This window comes from Hydrogenophaga sp. IBVHS2, from assembly GCF_002127215.1.
Classification (GTDB): Bacteria; Pseudomonadota; Gammaproteobacteria; order Burkholderiales; family Burkholderiaceae_C; genus Hydrogenophaga.
In genome coordinates this window covers 138,345-151,922 of record NZ_NFUT01000005.1, presented here as the reverse complement: position 1 = coordinate 151,922, position 13,578 = coordinate 138,345, and the positions used below count along the sequence as shown (strand labels likewise).

15 protein-coding genes and 1 riboswitch are annotated in these 13,578 nt (G+C 69.2%); of the genes, 6 read left to right on the top strand and 9 right to left on the bottom strand.

Annotated features, from left to right (window positions below; all coding sequences use genetic code 11):
* Window positions 1-26: 26 nt before the first annotated feature.
* Window positions 27-124: riboswitch (S-adenosyl-L-homocysteine riboswitch) on the bottom strand.
* A gap of 39 nt (window positions 125-163) precedes the next feature.
* Together CAP38_RS13100 and CAP38_RS13095 are read right to left on the bottom strand one after the other, a co-directional pair.
* Complete coding sequence (locus CAP38_RS13100) at window positions 164-415, bottom strand: YlcI/YnfO family protein (RefSeq protein WP_086121862.1); 252 nt, start codon at window positions 413-415, stop codon at window positions 164-166.
* Between the two features lie 2 nt (window positions 416-417).
* The gene (locus CAP38_RS13095) at window positions 418-846 is read right to left on the bottom strand and encodes a putative toxin-antitoxin system toxin component, PIN family (protein WP_086121861.1); all 429 of its coding nucleotides are present in this window, start codon (window positions 844-846) and stop codon (window positions 418-420) included.
* A 97-nt stretch (window positions 847-943) separates the two neighbouring features.
* On the opposite strand from CAP38_RS13095, the gene CAP38_RS13090 reads away from it, so the two are divergent.
* From CAP38_RS13090 to CAP38_RS13070, 5 genes are all read left to right on the top strand, one after another.
* Entirely contained in the window at window positions 944-2,554 is a 1,611-nt protein-coding gene (locus CAP38_RS13090) for a sigma 54-interacting transcriptional regulator (protein ID WP_086121944.1), read from the top strand.
* Between the two features lie 179 nt (window positions 2,555-2,733).
* Window positions 2,734-3,618 (top strand): sulfurtransferase, encoded by an 885-nt coding sequence (locus tag CAP38_RS13085; RefSeq protein WP_086121860.1) that lies wholly within the window; start codon window positions 2,734-2,736, stop codon window positions 3,616-3,618.
* Window positions 3,619-3,686: 68 nt separating this feature from the next.
* The gene (locus CAP38_RS13080; RefSeq protein WP_086121859.1) at window positions 3,687-4,247 is read left to right on the top strand and encodes an OsmC family protein; all 561 of its coding nucleotides are present in this window, start codon (window positions 3,687-3,689) and stop codon (window positions 4,245-4,247) included.
* A 16-nt stretch (window positions 4,248-4,263) separates the two neighbouring features.
* Window positions 4,264-5,409: an acyl-CoA dehydrogenase family protein gene (locus tag CAP38_RS13075; RefSeq protein WP_086121858.1), complete on the top strand. Its 1,146-nt coding sequence runs from the start codon at window positions 4,264-4,266 to the stop codon at window positions 5,407-5,409.
* Window positions 5,406-6,635 (top strand): FAD-dependent oxidoreductase, encoded by a 1,230-nt coding sequence (locus CAP38_RS13070; protein ID WP_086121857.1) that lies wholly within the window; start codon window positions 5,406-5,408, stop codon window positions 6,633-6,635. Before CAP38_RS13075 ends, CAP38_RS13070 begins: the two co-directional genes overlap by 4 nt.
* Here the strand turns inward: CAP38_RS13070 and CAP38_RS13065 are convergent.
* On the bottom strand, window positions 6,601-7,668 hold the full coding sequence (locus CAP38_RS13065; protein ID WP_086121856.1) for an RNA methyltransferase: 1,068 nt from the start codon (window positions 7,666-7,668) through the stop codon (window positions 6,601-6,603). The genes CAP38_RS13070 and CAP38_RS13065 overlap by 35 nt on opposite strands.
* A gap of 90 nt (window positions 7,669-7,758) precedes the next feature.
* On the opposite strand from CAP38_RS13065, the gene CAP38_RS13060 reads away from it, so the two are divergent.
* On the top strand, window positions 7,759-8,625 hold the full coding sequence (locus tag CAP38_RS13060; protein WP_086121855.1) for a pirin family protein: 867 nt from the start codon (window positions 7,759-7,761) through the stop codon (window positions 8,623-8,625).
* Between the two features lie 6 nt (window positions 8,626-8,631).
* Here the strand turns inward: CAP38_RS13060 and CAP38_RS13055 are convergent, their stop codons facing one another.
* The 6 genes from CAP38_RS13055 to CAP38_RS13030 form a co-directional block, all read right to left on the bottom strand.
* On the bottom strand, window positions 8,632-9,099 hold the full coding sequence (locus CAP38_RS13055; protein WP_086121854.1) for a nuclear transport factor 2 family protein: 468 nt from the start codon (window positions 9,097-9,099) through the stop codon (window positions 8,632-8,634).
* Between the two features lie 13 nt (window positions 9,100-9,112).
* Window positions 9,113-9,556 carry a cyanase gene (cynS, locus tag CAP38_RS13050; RefSeq protein WP_086121853.1) on the bottom strand — a complete coding sequence of 148 codons (444 nt, stop codon included), beginning with the start codon at window positions 9,554-9,556 and terminating at the stop codon, window positions 9,113-9,115.
* A 64-nt stretch (window positions 9,557-9,620) separates the two neighbouring features.
* On the bottom strand, window positions 9,621-10,499 hold the full coding sequence (locus CAP38_RS13045; RefSeq protein ID WP_086121852.1) for an ABC transporter ATP-binding protein: 879 nt from the start codon (window positions 10,497-10,499) through the stop codon (window positions 9,621-9,623).
* Entirely contained in the window at window positions 10,489-11,352 is an 864-nt protein-coding gene (ntrB, locus tag CAP38_RS13040) for a nitrate ABC transporter permease (RefSeq protein WP_086121851.1), read from the bottom strand. Before ntrB ends, CAP38_RS13045 begins: the two co-directional genes overlap by 11 nt.
* Before the next feature lie 2 nt (window positions 11,353-11,354).
* Window positions 11,355-12,770 (bottom strand): CmpA/NrtA family ABC transporter substrate-binding protein, encoded by a 1,416-nt coding sequence (locus CAP38_RS13035; protein ID WP_086121850.1) that lies wholly within the window; start codon window positions 12,768-12,770, stop codon window positions 11,355-11,357.
* Between the two features lie 137 nt (window positions 12,771-12,907).
* Window positions 12,908-13,561: a response regulator transcription factor gene (locus tag CAP38_RS13030; protein ID WP_086121943.1), complete on the bottom strand. Its 654-nt coding sequence runs from the start codon at window positions 13,559-13,561 to the stop codon at window positions 12,908-12,910.
* Window positions 13,562-13,578 lie beyond the last annotated feature (17 nt).

The window sequence follows — 13,578 nt, the reverse complement described above, 5'->3', positions numbered from 1 at the left end:
TGCTCATCAGGTGTGTTCGGAAAACAGTCCTGTGAGCGTCGTTCGGGCCTGTTCGCGCCCACCCAAGCCTGACGCCGACCGGCCCCGGCGGCGGGGCGGCAGCGCTGCAACGCTCCTTGAGAAGCAGCGATTTTAACGGCCGCTGACCGCAGAACGGGCGGTATCAGCCCGGCAGGCGATCGTCTTCGGCCGGTGGCTGCCCGCCCGGGCGGCCCAGCAAGGCCAGCGCCGCCTGCAGATCGCCCCGGCCGGAGCGCTCCACGAAGTACTGCGCGGTCTTCATGGCCGAGACCTTTTCGGCCACCGCACTGACGATGAACTGGTTCAGCGTGGTGCCGTCCTCGCGGGCCAGCTGCTCGGCCCCCTGCTTGAGCGAGGCCGGCAGGCGCAGGGCGTAGTTGCTCGGGGTTCCCATGGTCAGACTCCTTGAAAGAATTGCGCCGGTCCCATGACCGGGATGCCGAAGGCCCGGGCCTGCGGCAGAAAGTCGCGCTGGTTGAAGGTGATCAGCGTCACCGGCTCGCCCAGCCCCTGTCCGTTGACCGCCAGCTCCAGCACCAGATCGTCCTTCGGGTCGCGCAGCTGGGGCCGCCACAGGAACTGGATGGTCACCGGCCGCACCACGCCCGCCAGCACATCGAGCAGGTTGCCCACGTCGGCAGCGGTCACGCCGGCCGAGGCGAGGTGGTCCGGCCGGGTCAGCACGTCCTCGTACTCCAGGAACAGGGGCACGCTGCACAACACCGGCAGCTGGCGCCGCAGCGCCCGACGCAGCAGCTCGGCCGACGCACCGGTCGGGCTGCGCACGGCAGCCACCAGCACGTTGGTGTCGAGGGCATAGTTCATATTGCAGGCAATATAAGTTTCAGTCATCGCAGTGTCAATCAAGGCGCAGCCCGATACCCCTGCCCGTCTGGTGCGTTGCTTGCTTGTACCGATGCGCATGCCCCCACCCCCACCCCACCCCTCACCGGACGCTCCCCCCATCGACTGGCGCGCCCAGGAGCTGCTGCTGCTGCGCGAGGTCATGAAGCTGGTCGGGCGCAGCCTGGCGCCAGGCTTCGTGCTGCGGGAGATGCTGCACCTCATGAGCGAGCTGCTGGGCCTGAACCGGGGGCGCATCGTGCTGCGCGATGGGCAGGGTGCACCCACCGCCCGCATCGCCCATGCCTACGGCCTGACCGCCGCCGAGGTGGCGCGCGGTGTCTACCGGCCGGGCGAGGGCATCACCGGCCGGGTGCTGGCCAGCGGCATGCCCGCCATCGTGCAGGACGTGGACGCCGAACCCGGCTTCCTGTTCCGCTCGGTGGCCCGCGACAGGCTGCCGCCCCAGACCGTGGCCTTCGTGGCGCTGCCGGTGGTGGTGGAAGGCCGCACCGAAGGGGTGCTGGCCTGCCACCGCATCCGTAGCCGCCAGCGGCACCTCAACGACGACCTGGCGGTGCTGGGCCTGCTGGCCACGCTCACCGGGCAGCTGCTGCAGCTGCAGCGGCTGGTGGACGAGCAGACCCGGGCCCTGCAGGAGCGCAACCAGGAACTGGCGCGGGCGCTGGAGGTGAACACCGCGCGCTACGGGCTGATCGGCCGCTCGCCGCCGCTGCTGCAGGCCCTGTCCGAGCTGGAGCGGGTGTCGCAGTCGCAGGCCACGGTGCTGCTGCTGGGCGAATCGGGCACCGGCAAGGAGCTGTTCGCCCGCGCGGTGCACCTGGCCAGCGGCCGGCATGCCCAGCCCTTCATCAAGGTGAACTGCGCCGCCATTCCCGAAACCTTGTTCGAGTCCGAACTGTTCGGCCACGAAAAGGGCGCCTTCACCGGCGCGGTGGGCTCGCGCGCCGGCTGGTTCGAGCAGGCCGACGGCGGCACCCTGTTCCTGGACGAGATCGGCGAGCTGCCGCTGTCGCTGCAGTCCAAGCTGCTGCGCACGCTGCAGGAAGGCACGCTGGTCCGCCTGGGCGGCCGCAAGGAGGTCCGGGTGAACGTGCGGCTGGTGGCCGCCACCCACCGCGATCTGGCGCAGGACGTGCAGACCGGCCGCTTCCGGCCCGACCTGTACTACCGCATCCATGTGGTGCCCATCCGCCTGCCCAGCCTGCGCGAGCGGCGCGAGGACATCCGGGCACTGGCCCTGCACTTCATCAGCCGCGCCAACCAGGCCCACCAGCGCAATGTGCACCTCACGCCAGGCGCGCTGGAGCGGCTGGACGCCCACGACTGGCCCGGCAACATCCGCGAGCTGGGCAACCTGATCGAGCGCGTGGTGCTGCTGGCCGACCGCACGGCGGTGGACGAAGCCGTGCTGCGGCGCTTCATGCCGGGCGGGCCGGTGGCCGGCAGCGGCACGCCGCCAGTGCCACCGGACACCGCGCCGGCCCCGCTGACCCCGGCCCCCTCCGCGCCCCTGGTGCGGGATTACCGGCCCGCCGATTCGCACGACGCACGACAACTCGCGGACACCCTGGCACAGCACGGCGGCAACCAGTCGCGTGCCGCGCAGAGCCTGGGGCTGACCCTGCGGCAGTTCGCCTACCGGCTGAAGAAGGCGGGGCTGCGCTGACCACCCCCGGCAGTCGACCCAATGTCGACATTGTGCCGACACAGTGGCCACCGACACGGAAGCATCCGGGGGCAAAACCCAAGCAAATCAAAGGCTTGCGATCACGCGGCCGCATGGCACGACCGTTGCGATGAGAGGTGCAGGCGATCCTGCCTGTCCACTTTCATCGCGAGGTCCTCATGTCCATTGAAGCCACCCTGATCGCACCTGCCCAGCTCCAGGCCCTGATGTCGTCAGAACCCGTCGTGCTCATCGACACCCGCGATGCCGACACCTTTGCGGCCGGCCATATTCCGGGCGCCGTGAACCTGCGCGAGGTCTTCACCTTTCTCGCCACCTCCACGCCCGAAGGCCTGATGGAGCTCAAGGCCACCTTTGCCGACGCCCTGGGCAAGGCCGGTCTGTCGGGTGCCGAGACGGCCGTGTTCTACGAGGACGCCATGAACAGCGGCTACGGCCAGTCCTGCCGGGGCTACTACCTGCTGACCTGGCTGGGCTACCCCAAGATCAAGGTGCTCAATGGCGGCTTCAGCGCCTGGAAGGCCAGCGGCCTGCCGGTGTCCACCGAGGCCATCACGCCGGTGCCCGCCACCTTCCCCGAGCTGCCCATGACCGATGTGATGCTCACCCAGGAGGACGTGAAGGCCGCCCTGGGCACCGACACCGTACTGCTGGACGTGCGCGATGTGGACGAGTGGATCGGCGACAGCTCTTCGCCCTACGGCAAGGACTTCGCCCCGCGCAAGGGCCGCCTGCCGGGCGCGCGCTGGGTGGAGTGGTACCGCTTCATGAAGCCCTCGCCGCAGGGCCCCGTGTTCAAGACGCCGGACGAGGTGCGTGCCGAATGCGCCACCGCCGGCATCGGCACCGACGACACCATCTACCTCTACTGCTTCAAGGGGGCGCGGGCCTCCAACACTTTCCTGGCGCTCAAGCAGGCCGGCTTCTCGGACGTGCGCATGTACTTCGGCTCGTGGAACGAGTGGTCGCGCAACGAGAGCCTGCCCATCGAGACCGGTCTGCCGGTCAAGACCTCCCGCCCCGCACTGGCCCTGGCCGCCTGAGGCGGCCCGAACCCGGCAGACACCGCATGCGGCTGCCCCCTTTCCGCTTTTTCAACCCTGGAGACACCATGTCCGACACGCTCGCCACCACCCCCACCACCGTCAAGGCCTACCTGCGCCCGATCGACGCCGCCGGCCTGGCCACCTTTGCCGCCAAGGGCAAGGCCAACCCGGGCTCGCGCGGCACCAACAAGGTCCACACCGTCATGGAGGGCCAGTACCGGTCGCTCAGCTACGTGGGCAACCATGCACCGGTGGTGGTGGACGAGCCGCTGCACCTGTTCGGCCAGGACACCGCGCCGGCCCCGGGCGAGATCGTGCTCTCCGGCCTGGGCGGCTGCCTGGCGGTGGGCATCACCGCCGTGGCCACCTGGAAGGGCGTGAAGCTGAGCAAGCTGGAGGTGTTCCTGGAGGGCGACATCGGCAACCCCGCCGCCTGGGGTGCCGGCGGTGCGCTGGAAAAGACGCCGCCTGAGATGGGCTTCCAGGCCATCCGGGTGAAGGTGGTGGTGGAAGGCGACGCCCCGCGCGAGGTGCTCGACGAGATCGTGCAGCACGCCAACTTCTACTCGCCGGTGGCCAACACCCTGCGCAACCCGATCCCGTTTTCCATCGCACTGGCCGACTGAGCCCGGAGGACACCGCATGAACCCCGCCGACCTTCCCCGCGACGCCGTGGCCACCACCGCCGAGGGCCTGCTGGACGCGGTGCGCGCCGTGGCCCGAGGGCCCCTGGCCGAGGTGGCCGAGGCCATCGACCGGCAGGGCCATTACCCGCGCGAGGTGCTGCAGCAGCTCGGTGCGCTGGGGGCCATGAGCGCGCACCTGGACGCCCCGGCCGGCCGTGGCGACTACGGGCTGGCCCTGCGCGCCATGGCCGAGGTCTCGCGGGTGTGCGGGGCCACCGGCTTCATGGTCTGGTGCCATGCGGTGTGCGGCCTGTACATGCAGGCCAGTGGCAACCCGGCGCTGGGTGGCGATGCGCTCATGGCCCATGCCACCGGACGCACCCTGGGCGGCACCGCCATGTCCAACCCCATGAAGAGCTATGCCCAGATCGAGAGCCTGCTGCTCAAGGCGGTGCCGGTGGACGGCGGCTACCGGGTCAGCGGCAGCCTGCCCTGGGTCAGCAACCTGGGGCCCGACCATGCCTGCGGCGCCCTGGCCGGTGTGGTGGACGAGCGCGGCGAGGTGGTGCGCGAGGTGATGTTCCTGCTGCGCTGCGACGCCCCCGGCGTGGAGCTGCGCGACTGCCCCAGCTTTGCCGGCATGGAAGGCACCGGTACCTGGGCGCTGCGCCTGAAGGACCACTTCATCGGCGCCGACGAGATCATGGCCGACCCGGCCAAGCCCTTCATTGCGCGCATCCGCAGCGCCTTCGTCATGCTCCAGTGCGGCATGGCGCTGGGGGTGACGCAGGGCGCGATCGACACCATGTGGGCGGTGGAAGACCAGCTGGGCCATGTGAACCAGTTCCTGGACGAGCGCCCGGCCGAGCTGCAGGCCGAGCTGGATGCGCTGGAGGCCCGCGTGATGAAGCTGGCCCAGACCCCCTTCGATCCCTCGCCGGCCTTCTTCATCGAGGTGCTGGACGCCCGCGCCCACGGCGCCGAGCTCAGCCTGCGCGCGGCCCAGTCGGCCCTGCTGCACCAGGGCGCACGCGGCTACCTCATGAGTTCCGAGGTGCAGCGGCGGGTGCGCGAATCGCACTTCGTGGCCATCGTCACGCCGGCCATCAAGCACCTGCGCAAGGAGATCGCCCGGCTGTCCGCCGAGGTGCTGCCGGCATGAACACCGAGGCCCCCTACCAGCAGTACATCTGCGACGCCTGCGGCTACATCTACGACGAGGCCGAGGGCGACCCCGACGGCGGCCTGGCCGCCGGCACCCGGTATGCCGACATCCCCGACGACTGGGCCTGCCCGCTGTGCGGCGTGACCAAGGCCGATTTCCGGCTGTACCGGGCGCCCAGCCGCGAAGAACTGATGGCCCGCTCCGGTTCCGCGCCCACGGCCGTGGTGCGGCGGGGTGGCCCTGCCGGGGTGGTGATCGTCGGTGCCGGACGCGCCGGCTGGTCCATGGCCCAGGCCCTGCGCGAACGCGATGCGGCACTGCCCATCACCCTGGTCACCCGCTGTGCCGGCGATGTGTACGACAAGCCGCTGCTGTCGGTGGCCGTGGCCCGCCGCCTTGACGACGGCGCCCTGGTTCGGGAGAGCGGCGCTGCCGCTGCGGCCCGCCTGGGGGTACGGCTGATGGCCCGCACCGAGGCCGTGCGCATCTGCCCCGACACCCGCAGCCTGCGCACCACGCGCGGCACGCTGCGCTACGACCGGCTGGTGCTGGCCCACGGCGCCCAGGCCTGCCTGCCGCCCGCGCTGCCGGCCGAGCTGTGCTGGCGGGTCAACCACCTGGACGCCTACCGCCGGCTGCGGGCCGCGCTGGGCGACGTACCGCGCGACGTGCTGATCGTGGGTGCCGGGCTGATCGGCTGCGAGCTGGCCAACGATCTGGCCCTGGGCGGCCACCGCATCACCCTGCTCGACCAGGCCAGCCACCCGCTGGGCCGCTGGCCGCAGCAGCAGGCCGCCGACCCGCTGCTGGCCGCGTGGCAGGACCTCAACATCCGCTTCGTGGGCGGGGTGCAGGTGCAGCAGCTCGAACGGGCCGGTGGCGCCCTGCGGCTGACCACCGCCTGCGGTCAGCGCTTTGCGGCCGACCAGGTGATCGCTGCCGCCGGCCTGGCCACGCCGCCGCGCCTGGCACAGGGCGCTGGCCTGGCCTGGCACAACGGCATTGCGGTGGATGCCGCCACGCTGCGCACCAGCGACCCGCACATCCATGCGCTGGGCGACTGCATCGCGATCGACGGCCAGCCCAGCCGCTACATCGAACCCATTGCCCGTCAGGCGCAGGCGATTGCCGCGGCCGTGTGCGGCACGGCGCCGGCGCCCTACCAGCCGCGCGCGGCGGTAGTGCGGGTCAAGACGACGTCGTGTCCGCTGACACTGCACTGAGCCGGCGCCGCCGCACCGCCACCACCTGCTCGCCACTGGCCAGCGAGCGGGCGCGCAGCTGGCCGCAGCCGGCATCCACGTCCTGACCGGCCGACTGCCGCAGCTTCGTCAGGATGCCCCGGCGGTGCAGGCGCCGCGCGATGTCGGCCGCCTTCTCCCACGACGGGCGCGCGAAGGGCAGGCCCGGCACCGCGTTGTAGGGAATCATGTTGAGCACCGCGTACTTGCCCTGCAGCAGCCGCACGATGCCGTCGAGTTCTTCGTCGGTGTCGTTCACGCCGTCCAGCAGGGTCCATTGCACCTGCACCGGGTAACCGGTGGCGCGGGCATAGGTCTCGCCGTGGGCCACCAGCTCGTCCGGCGTGATGCGCGGTGCGCGCGGCAGCAGCTGCGCGCGCAGGTCGGCCCGCGTGGTGTGCAGCGAGAGCGCCAGCGCCGGCTTGACGCGGCCGCGCGGCAGGGCGTCGAAGGCGCGTTCGTCGCCCACGGTGGAGAACACCAGGTTCTTGTGACCGATGTTGCCCAGCGTGCCCAGCAGGTCGATGGCCTCCAGCACCGCATCGAGGTTGTGGGCCGGCTCGCCCATGCCCATGAACACCACCTTGTTGACCGACCGCTGCTGCCGCGCCAGCGCCACCTGGGCCACGATCTCGGCGCTGCCGAGCTGGCGGATCAGGCCGCCGGTGCCGGTCATGCAGAAGGTGCAGCCCACCGCACAACCCACCTGGGTCGACACGCACACGCCGCCACGCGGCAGCAGCACGCTCTCCACCGTCTGGCCGTCGCGCAGGGCCACCAGCAACCGGGCGGAACCGTCTTCACCCGGGTGCACCGAGCCCAGCGTGGCCAGGCCCTGCAGCTCTTGCGTGACGGCCGGCAGCGCCTCGAACAGGCCGCGCGGGAAATGGTGCTCCGGCTTGCGCCGCCCGCCATCCACCGGCAGGGCGTTGGCCCAGGTGCGCAGCACGCGCTGCACATGCAGCGGCCCGGCGCCCAGGGCCTGGAGTCGGTGGCGGATGTCGGCGATGTCCATGGGGACGGGATTGTCGCCCACGCCCCGAGCGGGCGGGTGCGCGCCACAATGCCCCCACCGGCCCGGCGGGTGGCCGCAGGGAGATGCGCGATGTTCGAGATGCTGATCCAGGCCCGCGAGGCCGACCTGGGCCACGGCCTGAAAGTGCGGCGGGTGCTGCCTTATGCCAAGCGCCGCATGGTCGGCCCCTTCATCTTCTGGGACCACGCCGGCCCGGTCACCCTGCCGGCCGAGCAGACACGTGCGGCCGACGTGCGCCCCCACCCCCACATCGGCCTGTCCACCGTGAGCTACCTGCTGCGCGGCAGCATGACCCACCGCGACAGCCTGGGCACACAGCAGGTGATACGCCCCGGCGATGTGAACTGGATGACCGCCGGGCGCGGCATCAGCCACAGCGAACGCTTCACCCACCCCGACTCGTTCGAGGGCGGCGGGCTGGAGCTGATGCAGAGCTGGGTGGCGCTGCCGGCCGAACACGAAGAGACTGCACCGGCCTTCGCCCACACGCCGCAGGCCGATCTGCCCACCTGGACCGAGGACGGTGTGTGGATGCGCCTGGTGGCCGGCGAGGCCTTCGGCCAGCGCAGCCCGGTGGCCACGCTCTCGCCGCTGTTCTACCTGCATGCCGAATGCAGCACCGGCGCCCGGCTGCGCCTGCCCGGACAGCACGCCGAGCAGGCGGTGTATCTGGCGCGTGGCAGCCTGAACTTCGGCGGGCAGGCGGTGCTGCCGGGCCAGCTGCTGGTGTTCGGACAGGACACCGGCATCGACCTCACCGCACCCGAGCCGGCCACCGTGTTCCTGTTCGGCGGCGAGCCGCTGGGGCCGCGCCACATCTTCTGGAACTTCGTGTCGTCGCGACCCGAGCGCATCGAGCAGGCCAAGGCCGACTGGAAGGCCGGGCGCTTTGCACTGCCGCCCGGGGATGACCGGGAGTGGATTCCTCTGCCCTGAGCCGGGTCAGAGCCCGAGTTCGGTCAGTCCGGGGTGATCGGCCGGCCGGGGGCCCAGCGGCCAGCGGAACAGGCGCTGTGCCTCGGTGATGGGCCGATCGTTGATGCTGGCGTGGCGCTGCTCCATGTAGCCCAGCGCATTGAACTGCCAGTTCTCGTTGCCGTGCGATCGGAACCACTGGCCGGAATCGTCGTGCCATTCGTAGACGAAGCGCACCGCGATGCGCGCACCGTCGAAGGCCCACAGCTCCTTGATCAACCGGTAGTCCAGCTCGCGCGCCCACTTGCGCACCAGAAATTCATGCACCTGCCCCCGCCCCACCGGGAACTCCGCGCGGTTGCGCCAGCGCGTGTCCTCGGTGTAGACCTTCACCACCCGGTCGGGGTCGCGCGTGTTCCAGGCGTCCTCGGCCATGCGCACCTTCTGCGCGGCGGTCTCGGCGGTGAAGGGCGGCAGCGGCGGGCGCGGGTCCATGGCGGGGCGCCAATCAGTACTGCTTGTAAGGCAGGAACTTGCCGGAGAGCACCACGTTCACGCGGTCGCCCTTGGGGTCGGCCTGGCGCTCGATGTCCATGCTGAAGTCGATGGCGCTCATGATGCCGTCGCCGAACTCTTCGTGGATGAGCTCCTTGATGGTGGTGCCGTACACGCTGACGATCTCGTACCAGCGGTAGATCAGCGGATCGGTCGGCACCGGGGTGGGCAGCGAGCCCTTGTACGGCACGACCTGCAGCCACTTCTGCTCTTCGGCGGTCAGGCCGAAGATCTTGCCGACCACCTTGGCCTGCTCGGGCGTGGCGGTCATCTGGCCCAGGCACAGCGCCGTGGTCCATTCCTTGGACTGGCCGACCTTCTTGGCCACGCCGGCCCAGGTCAGGCCCTTGGCCACTTTGGTGCTGATGATTTTTTCGGTGACGTCCAGACGGTTCATGGTGTTGTCTCGTTGTGATGGAGAAGGGTTGAAGAAACGGGATCGCGCTGCAGACGGTGGGGCTTCAATGCGCCTTGGCCCGCGTCACGAGGAAATCGACAATGTGGTTGCGCAGCGGGTAGTAGCCCTCCAGGTGGTGGAGCTGGCTGCGGGTGCGGCTGCGGGGCAGCGGGTTGACCACCACCTCGGCCAGGCCGCCGGGCACATAGCCGGCAGCGGTTTCCTGTCCGTTGGTCATGAGCAGGATGCGGTCGGCCAGCAGGATGGCCTCGTCCACGTCGTGGGTGATCATGAACACGGTCTGCTGGGTGTCGCGCACGATGCCCATCAGCTCGTCCTGGATGGTGCCGCGCGTGAGCGCATCCAGGGCGCCGAAGGGCTCGTCGAGCAGGAGCATCTTGGGCTGGATGGCGAACGCCCGGGCAATGCCCACGCGCTGCTTCATGCCGCCGGAGAGCTGGCTGGGCTTCTTGTCGATGGCATGGCTCAGGCCCACCAGCGCCACGAACTTCTCCACATGCGCGTCCAGGTCGGTGCGGGCCATGTCGGGCCAGCGCGACTTGACGGCAAAGGCGATGTTCTGGCGCACCGTGAGCCAGGGCATGAGCGCATGGCCCTGGAACACCACGCCGCGCTCCAGGCTGGGGCCGGCGATCTCGCGGCCGTCCATGAAGGCGTGGCCGCTGCTGGCGGTGTCCAGACCGGCCAGCACGTTGAGGATGGTGGTCTTGCCACAGCCGCTGTGGCCGATGATGCAGACGAACTCGCCGCGGTCGATGCCGAAGGACACGTCGGCAAACACCGGCTTGTCGGCCTGGTAGGCCTTGGCCAGCTGCTCGACCTTGAGGAAACCGCTCATCTTGGGATCTTTCGGAAGGACCGAGACGGGTTCGGCGGACAGGGTGTTGATGACGACCTCGCGGTCGCTGGATTCACTCCACATAGGTCACCACCTTCTGTGCCTGGGCGAACATGAGGTCGAGCAGCATGCCGACCACGCCGATGACCAGCACCGCGAAGATCACGTTGGTCAGCGACAGGTTGTTCCACTCGTTCCACACGAAGTAGCCGATGCCGGTGCCGCCGACCAGCATCTCGGCGGCCACGATCACCAGCCAGGCGATGCCCATGCTGATGCGCATGCCGGTGAGGATGGTGGGCGCCGCAGCGGGCAGGATCACCTGGAAGGCCTTGCGGATCGGGTTGACCTCCAGCGTGGCGGCCACGTTGAGCCAGTCGCGCTTGACCGAGGCCACGCCGAAGGCGGTGTTGATCAGCATCGGCCAGATCGAGCAGATGAAGATCACGAAGATGCCGCTGACGTCCGAGTCCTTGAGGGTGTAGAGCGCCAGGGGCATCCACGCCAGCGGGCTGATGGGCTTCAAGACCTGCACGAAGGGGTTGAAGGCCTTCTGCATCAGCGGCGACATGCCGATCAGGAAACCCAGCGGGATGGCCACGGCCATGGCCAGCAGGAAGCCCAGACCGACCCGGCCCAGCGAGTGCGCCAGCTGGATGCCGATGCCCTTGTCGTTGGGTCCCTTGTCGTAGAACGGATCCGACAGGTGCTCCCAGCTGGCCTTGGCCACTTCCAGCGGCGGCGGAAAGCCGCTGGCCTTGGCCGTGCCGGGGTCTTTGCCCATCATCTTGGCGTACTCGATTTCTTCGGCCGTCATGCCGGCCGAGGAACCGCCGATGGAGGGGCCGGTGGTGCCGAGCTGCCAGGCGCCGAGGAACAGCACCAGCAGGAGGAGCGACACCAGGCCGGCGCGCCATTGCAATCCGAGGGTTTTCATGGTCAGACCTTCTTGATGGCAAAGCTCTTGAGGTAGTCGGCCGGCTTGGCCGGGTCGAACACCTTGCCCATGATGGTGTGCTTCTCGTAGGCGGGGCCGGCCTTGAAGTCCTGCCCGAGTTCCTTCATGTACTTGCGGGCATCGGTGATCAGGAACACCTTCTCGGCAATGCCCTTGTAGTCCACGTCACCCTTGATGTAGCCCCAGCGCTGCATCTGGGTGAGCATCCACACCGCCATGCTCTGCCACGGCATCGGGTCGAAGTCGGCGCGCTCGGGCACGTTCTGGATCTTGCCCAGGCCGTCGGCGAAGCGGCCGGTGAGCACCTGGTTGAGCACCGCCTCGGGCTGGTTGAGGTACTGGCTGGGCGCGATGACCTTGGCGATCAGTTCGCGGTTCTTCGGCTGGCGGGCCATGGCCGCAGCGGTCAGCACCGAGCGGTACAGCGCCGCGAAGGTGTTGGGGTTCTTCTGGATGAACTCGGTGCTGGTGCCGAAGGCGCAGCAGGGGTGGCCGTTCCAGAGGTCTTTGGTGAGCACGTGGATGAAGCCCACTTCATCGAACACGGCGCGTTGGTTGAACGGATCGGGGCCGAGGAAGCCGTCGATGTTGCCGGCGCGCAGGTTGGCCACCATCTCGGCCGGCGGGATCACGCGCAGCTGCACGTCGGTGTCCGGGTTCAGGCCGTTCTCGGCCAGGTAGTAGCGCAGCAAAAAGTTGTGCATCGAATAATCGAACGGGATGCCGAACTTGAAGCCCTTCCAGTTCTTTGGATCGCGGTTGTCCTTGTGCTTCAGCGCCAGCGTGATCGCCTGGCCGTTGATGTTCTGCACCGTGGCCACGTTCATCGGCACGGCATTGCTGCCCAGGCCCAGGCTGATCGCCAGTGGCATGGGCGAAAGGAAGTGCGAGGCGTCGTACTCCTTGTTGATCATCTTGTCGCGCACCAGGGCCCAGCCGGCGGTCTTGGTGACTTCCACGTTCAGGCCCTGCTTGCTGTAGAAGCCCAGCGGGTGGGCCATGATCAGCGGGGTGGCGCAGGTGATGGGGATGAAGCCCACCTTCAGGTTGGTCTTCTCCAGGGCGCCCTTCTCCTGGGCCATGGCCTGCAGGCTGGCCACCGGCACCACGCTGGCAATCGCCGCCATGGCGGTGCCCTTGCCCACCGCACGCAGGAAGCGGCGGCGCTGCTCGTCGTGCGGGAAGATGGCCTTGACCAGCGTGGCCTCGATGAACTCGTTGCTGTAGGCCTCGAACTCGGCGGTCTCGCTGCGCTCGCGCAGGGTCCTGGCGGCCTGGTCGGAAGCGCGTTGCACGGCTTCCTCGGCCTGGTGCTCGGCAACCGTGTGGTCACGGCCGCAGCTGCACTTGAGCATCAGGGGGCGGTCGGCGTTGTACGGGTCAAAGAATTCGGACATGGCGCACCTCGTGGGTTGATGGACGAGGTACTCCTTGCAAGCAACGGGCCAGATACCCGTGGGGGGCATGCCAACCGACGATCAGGCATGCAGATCGCAGAGATCTGCACCACCCCTTGTAGGGCTGGCCCTACAAATCAGCGTCCGGCGCCATGGCGCTGGGCATAGAGCGCCAGTTCCACGTCGTTCTTGGTGCCGGTCTTCTCCAGGATGCGGGCGCGGTAGGTGCTCACCGTGTTGGCCGCCAGGCCCAGCTGCGCACCAATTTCGCTCACGGTGCGCCCCTGGGTGAGCAGCCGGTAGACCTGGTACTCCCGGTGCGAGAGGGCCTCGGGCCCGGCCTGTGCGCCGCTCTGGCCCACGGCGGCGGCCAGCGCCTCGGCCGTGGCCTGCGACAGGAACACCCCGCCACCGGCCGCCTTGCGCACCGCCATGAGCATGTCGTCCGGGTCGGCACTCTTGTTCAGGTAGCCGCAGGCGCCGAGCTTGATGCAGCGCACCGCGTACTGGCGCTCCGGGTAGGTGCTGAGCATGAGCACCGGCAGCGACGGGTATTCGCGCTTGAGCGTCTGCAGCACGTCCATGCCGTCCAGGCCGGGCATGGCGATGTCGAGCATGACCAGGTGCAGCCCCTCGGAGCCCCCCAGCGCGCGCACCTGCTCCAGCACCTCGGGCCCGGTCTGGGCTTCGGCCACCACCTGCACGTCGGGCGCCTCGGCCAGGATCTGCTTGAGGCCTTCGCGCACGATGCGGTGGTCGTCGCCGATCAGCACCCGGATGGTGTCGGTCAACAGATCGAACTGCGTGT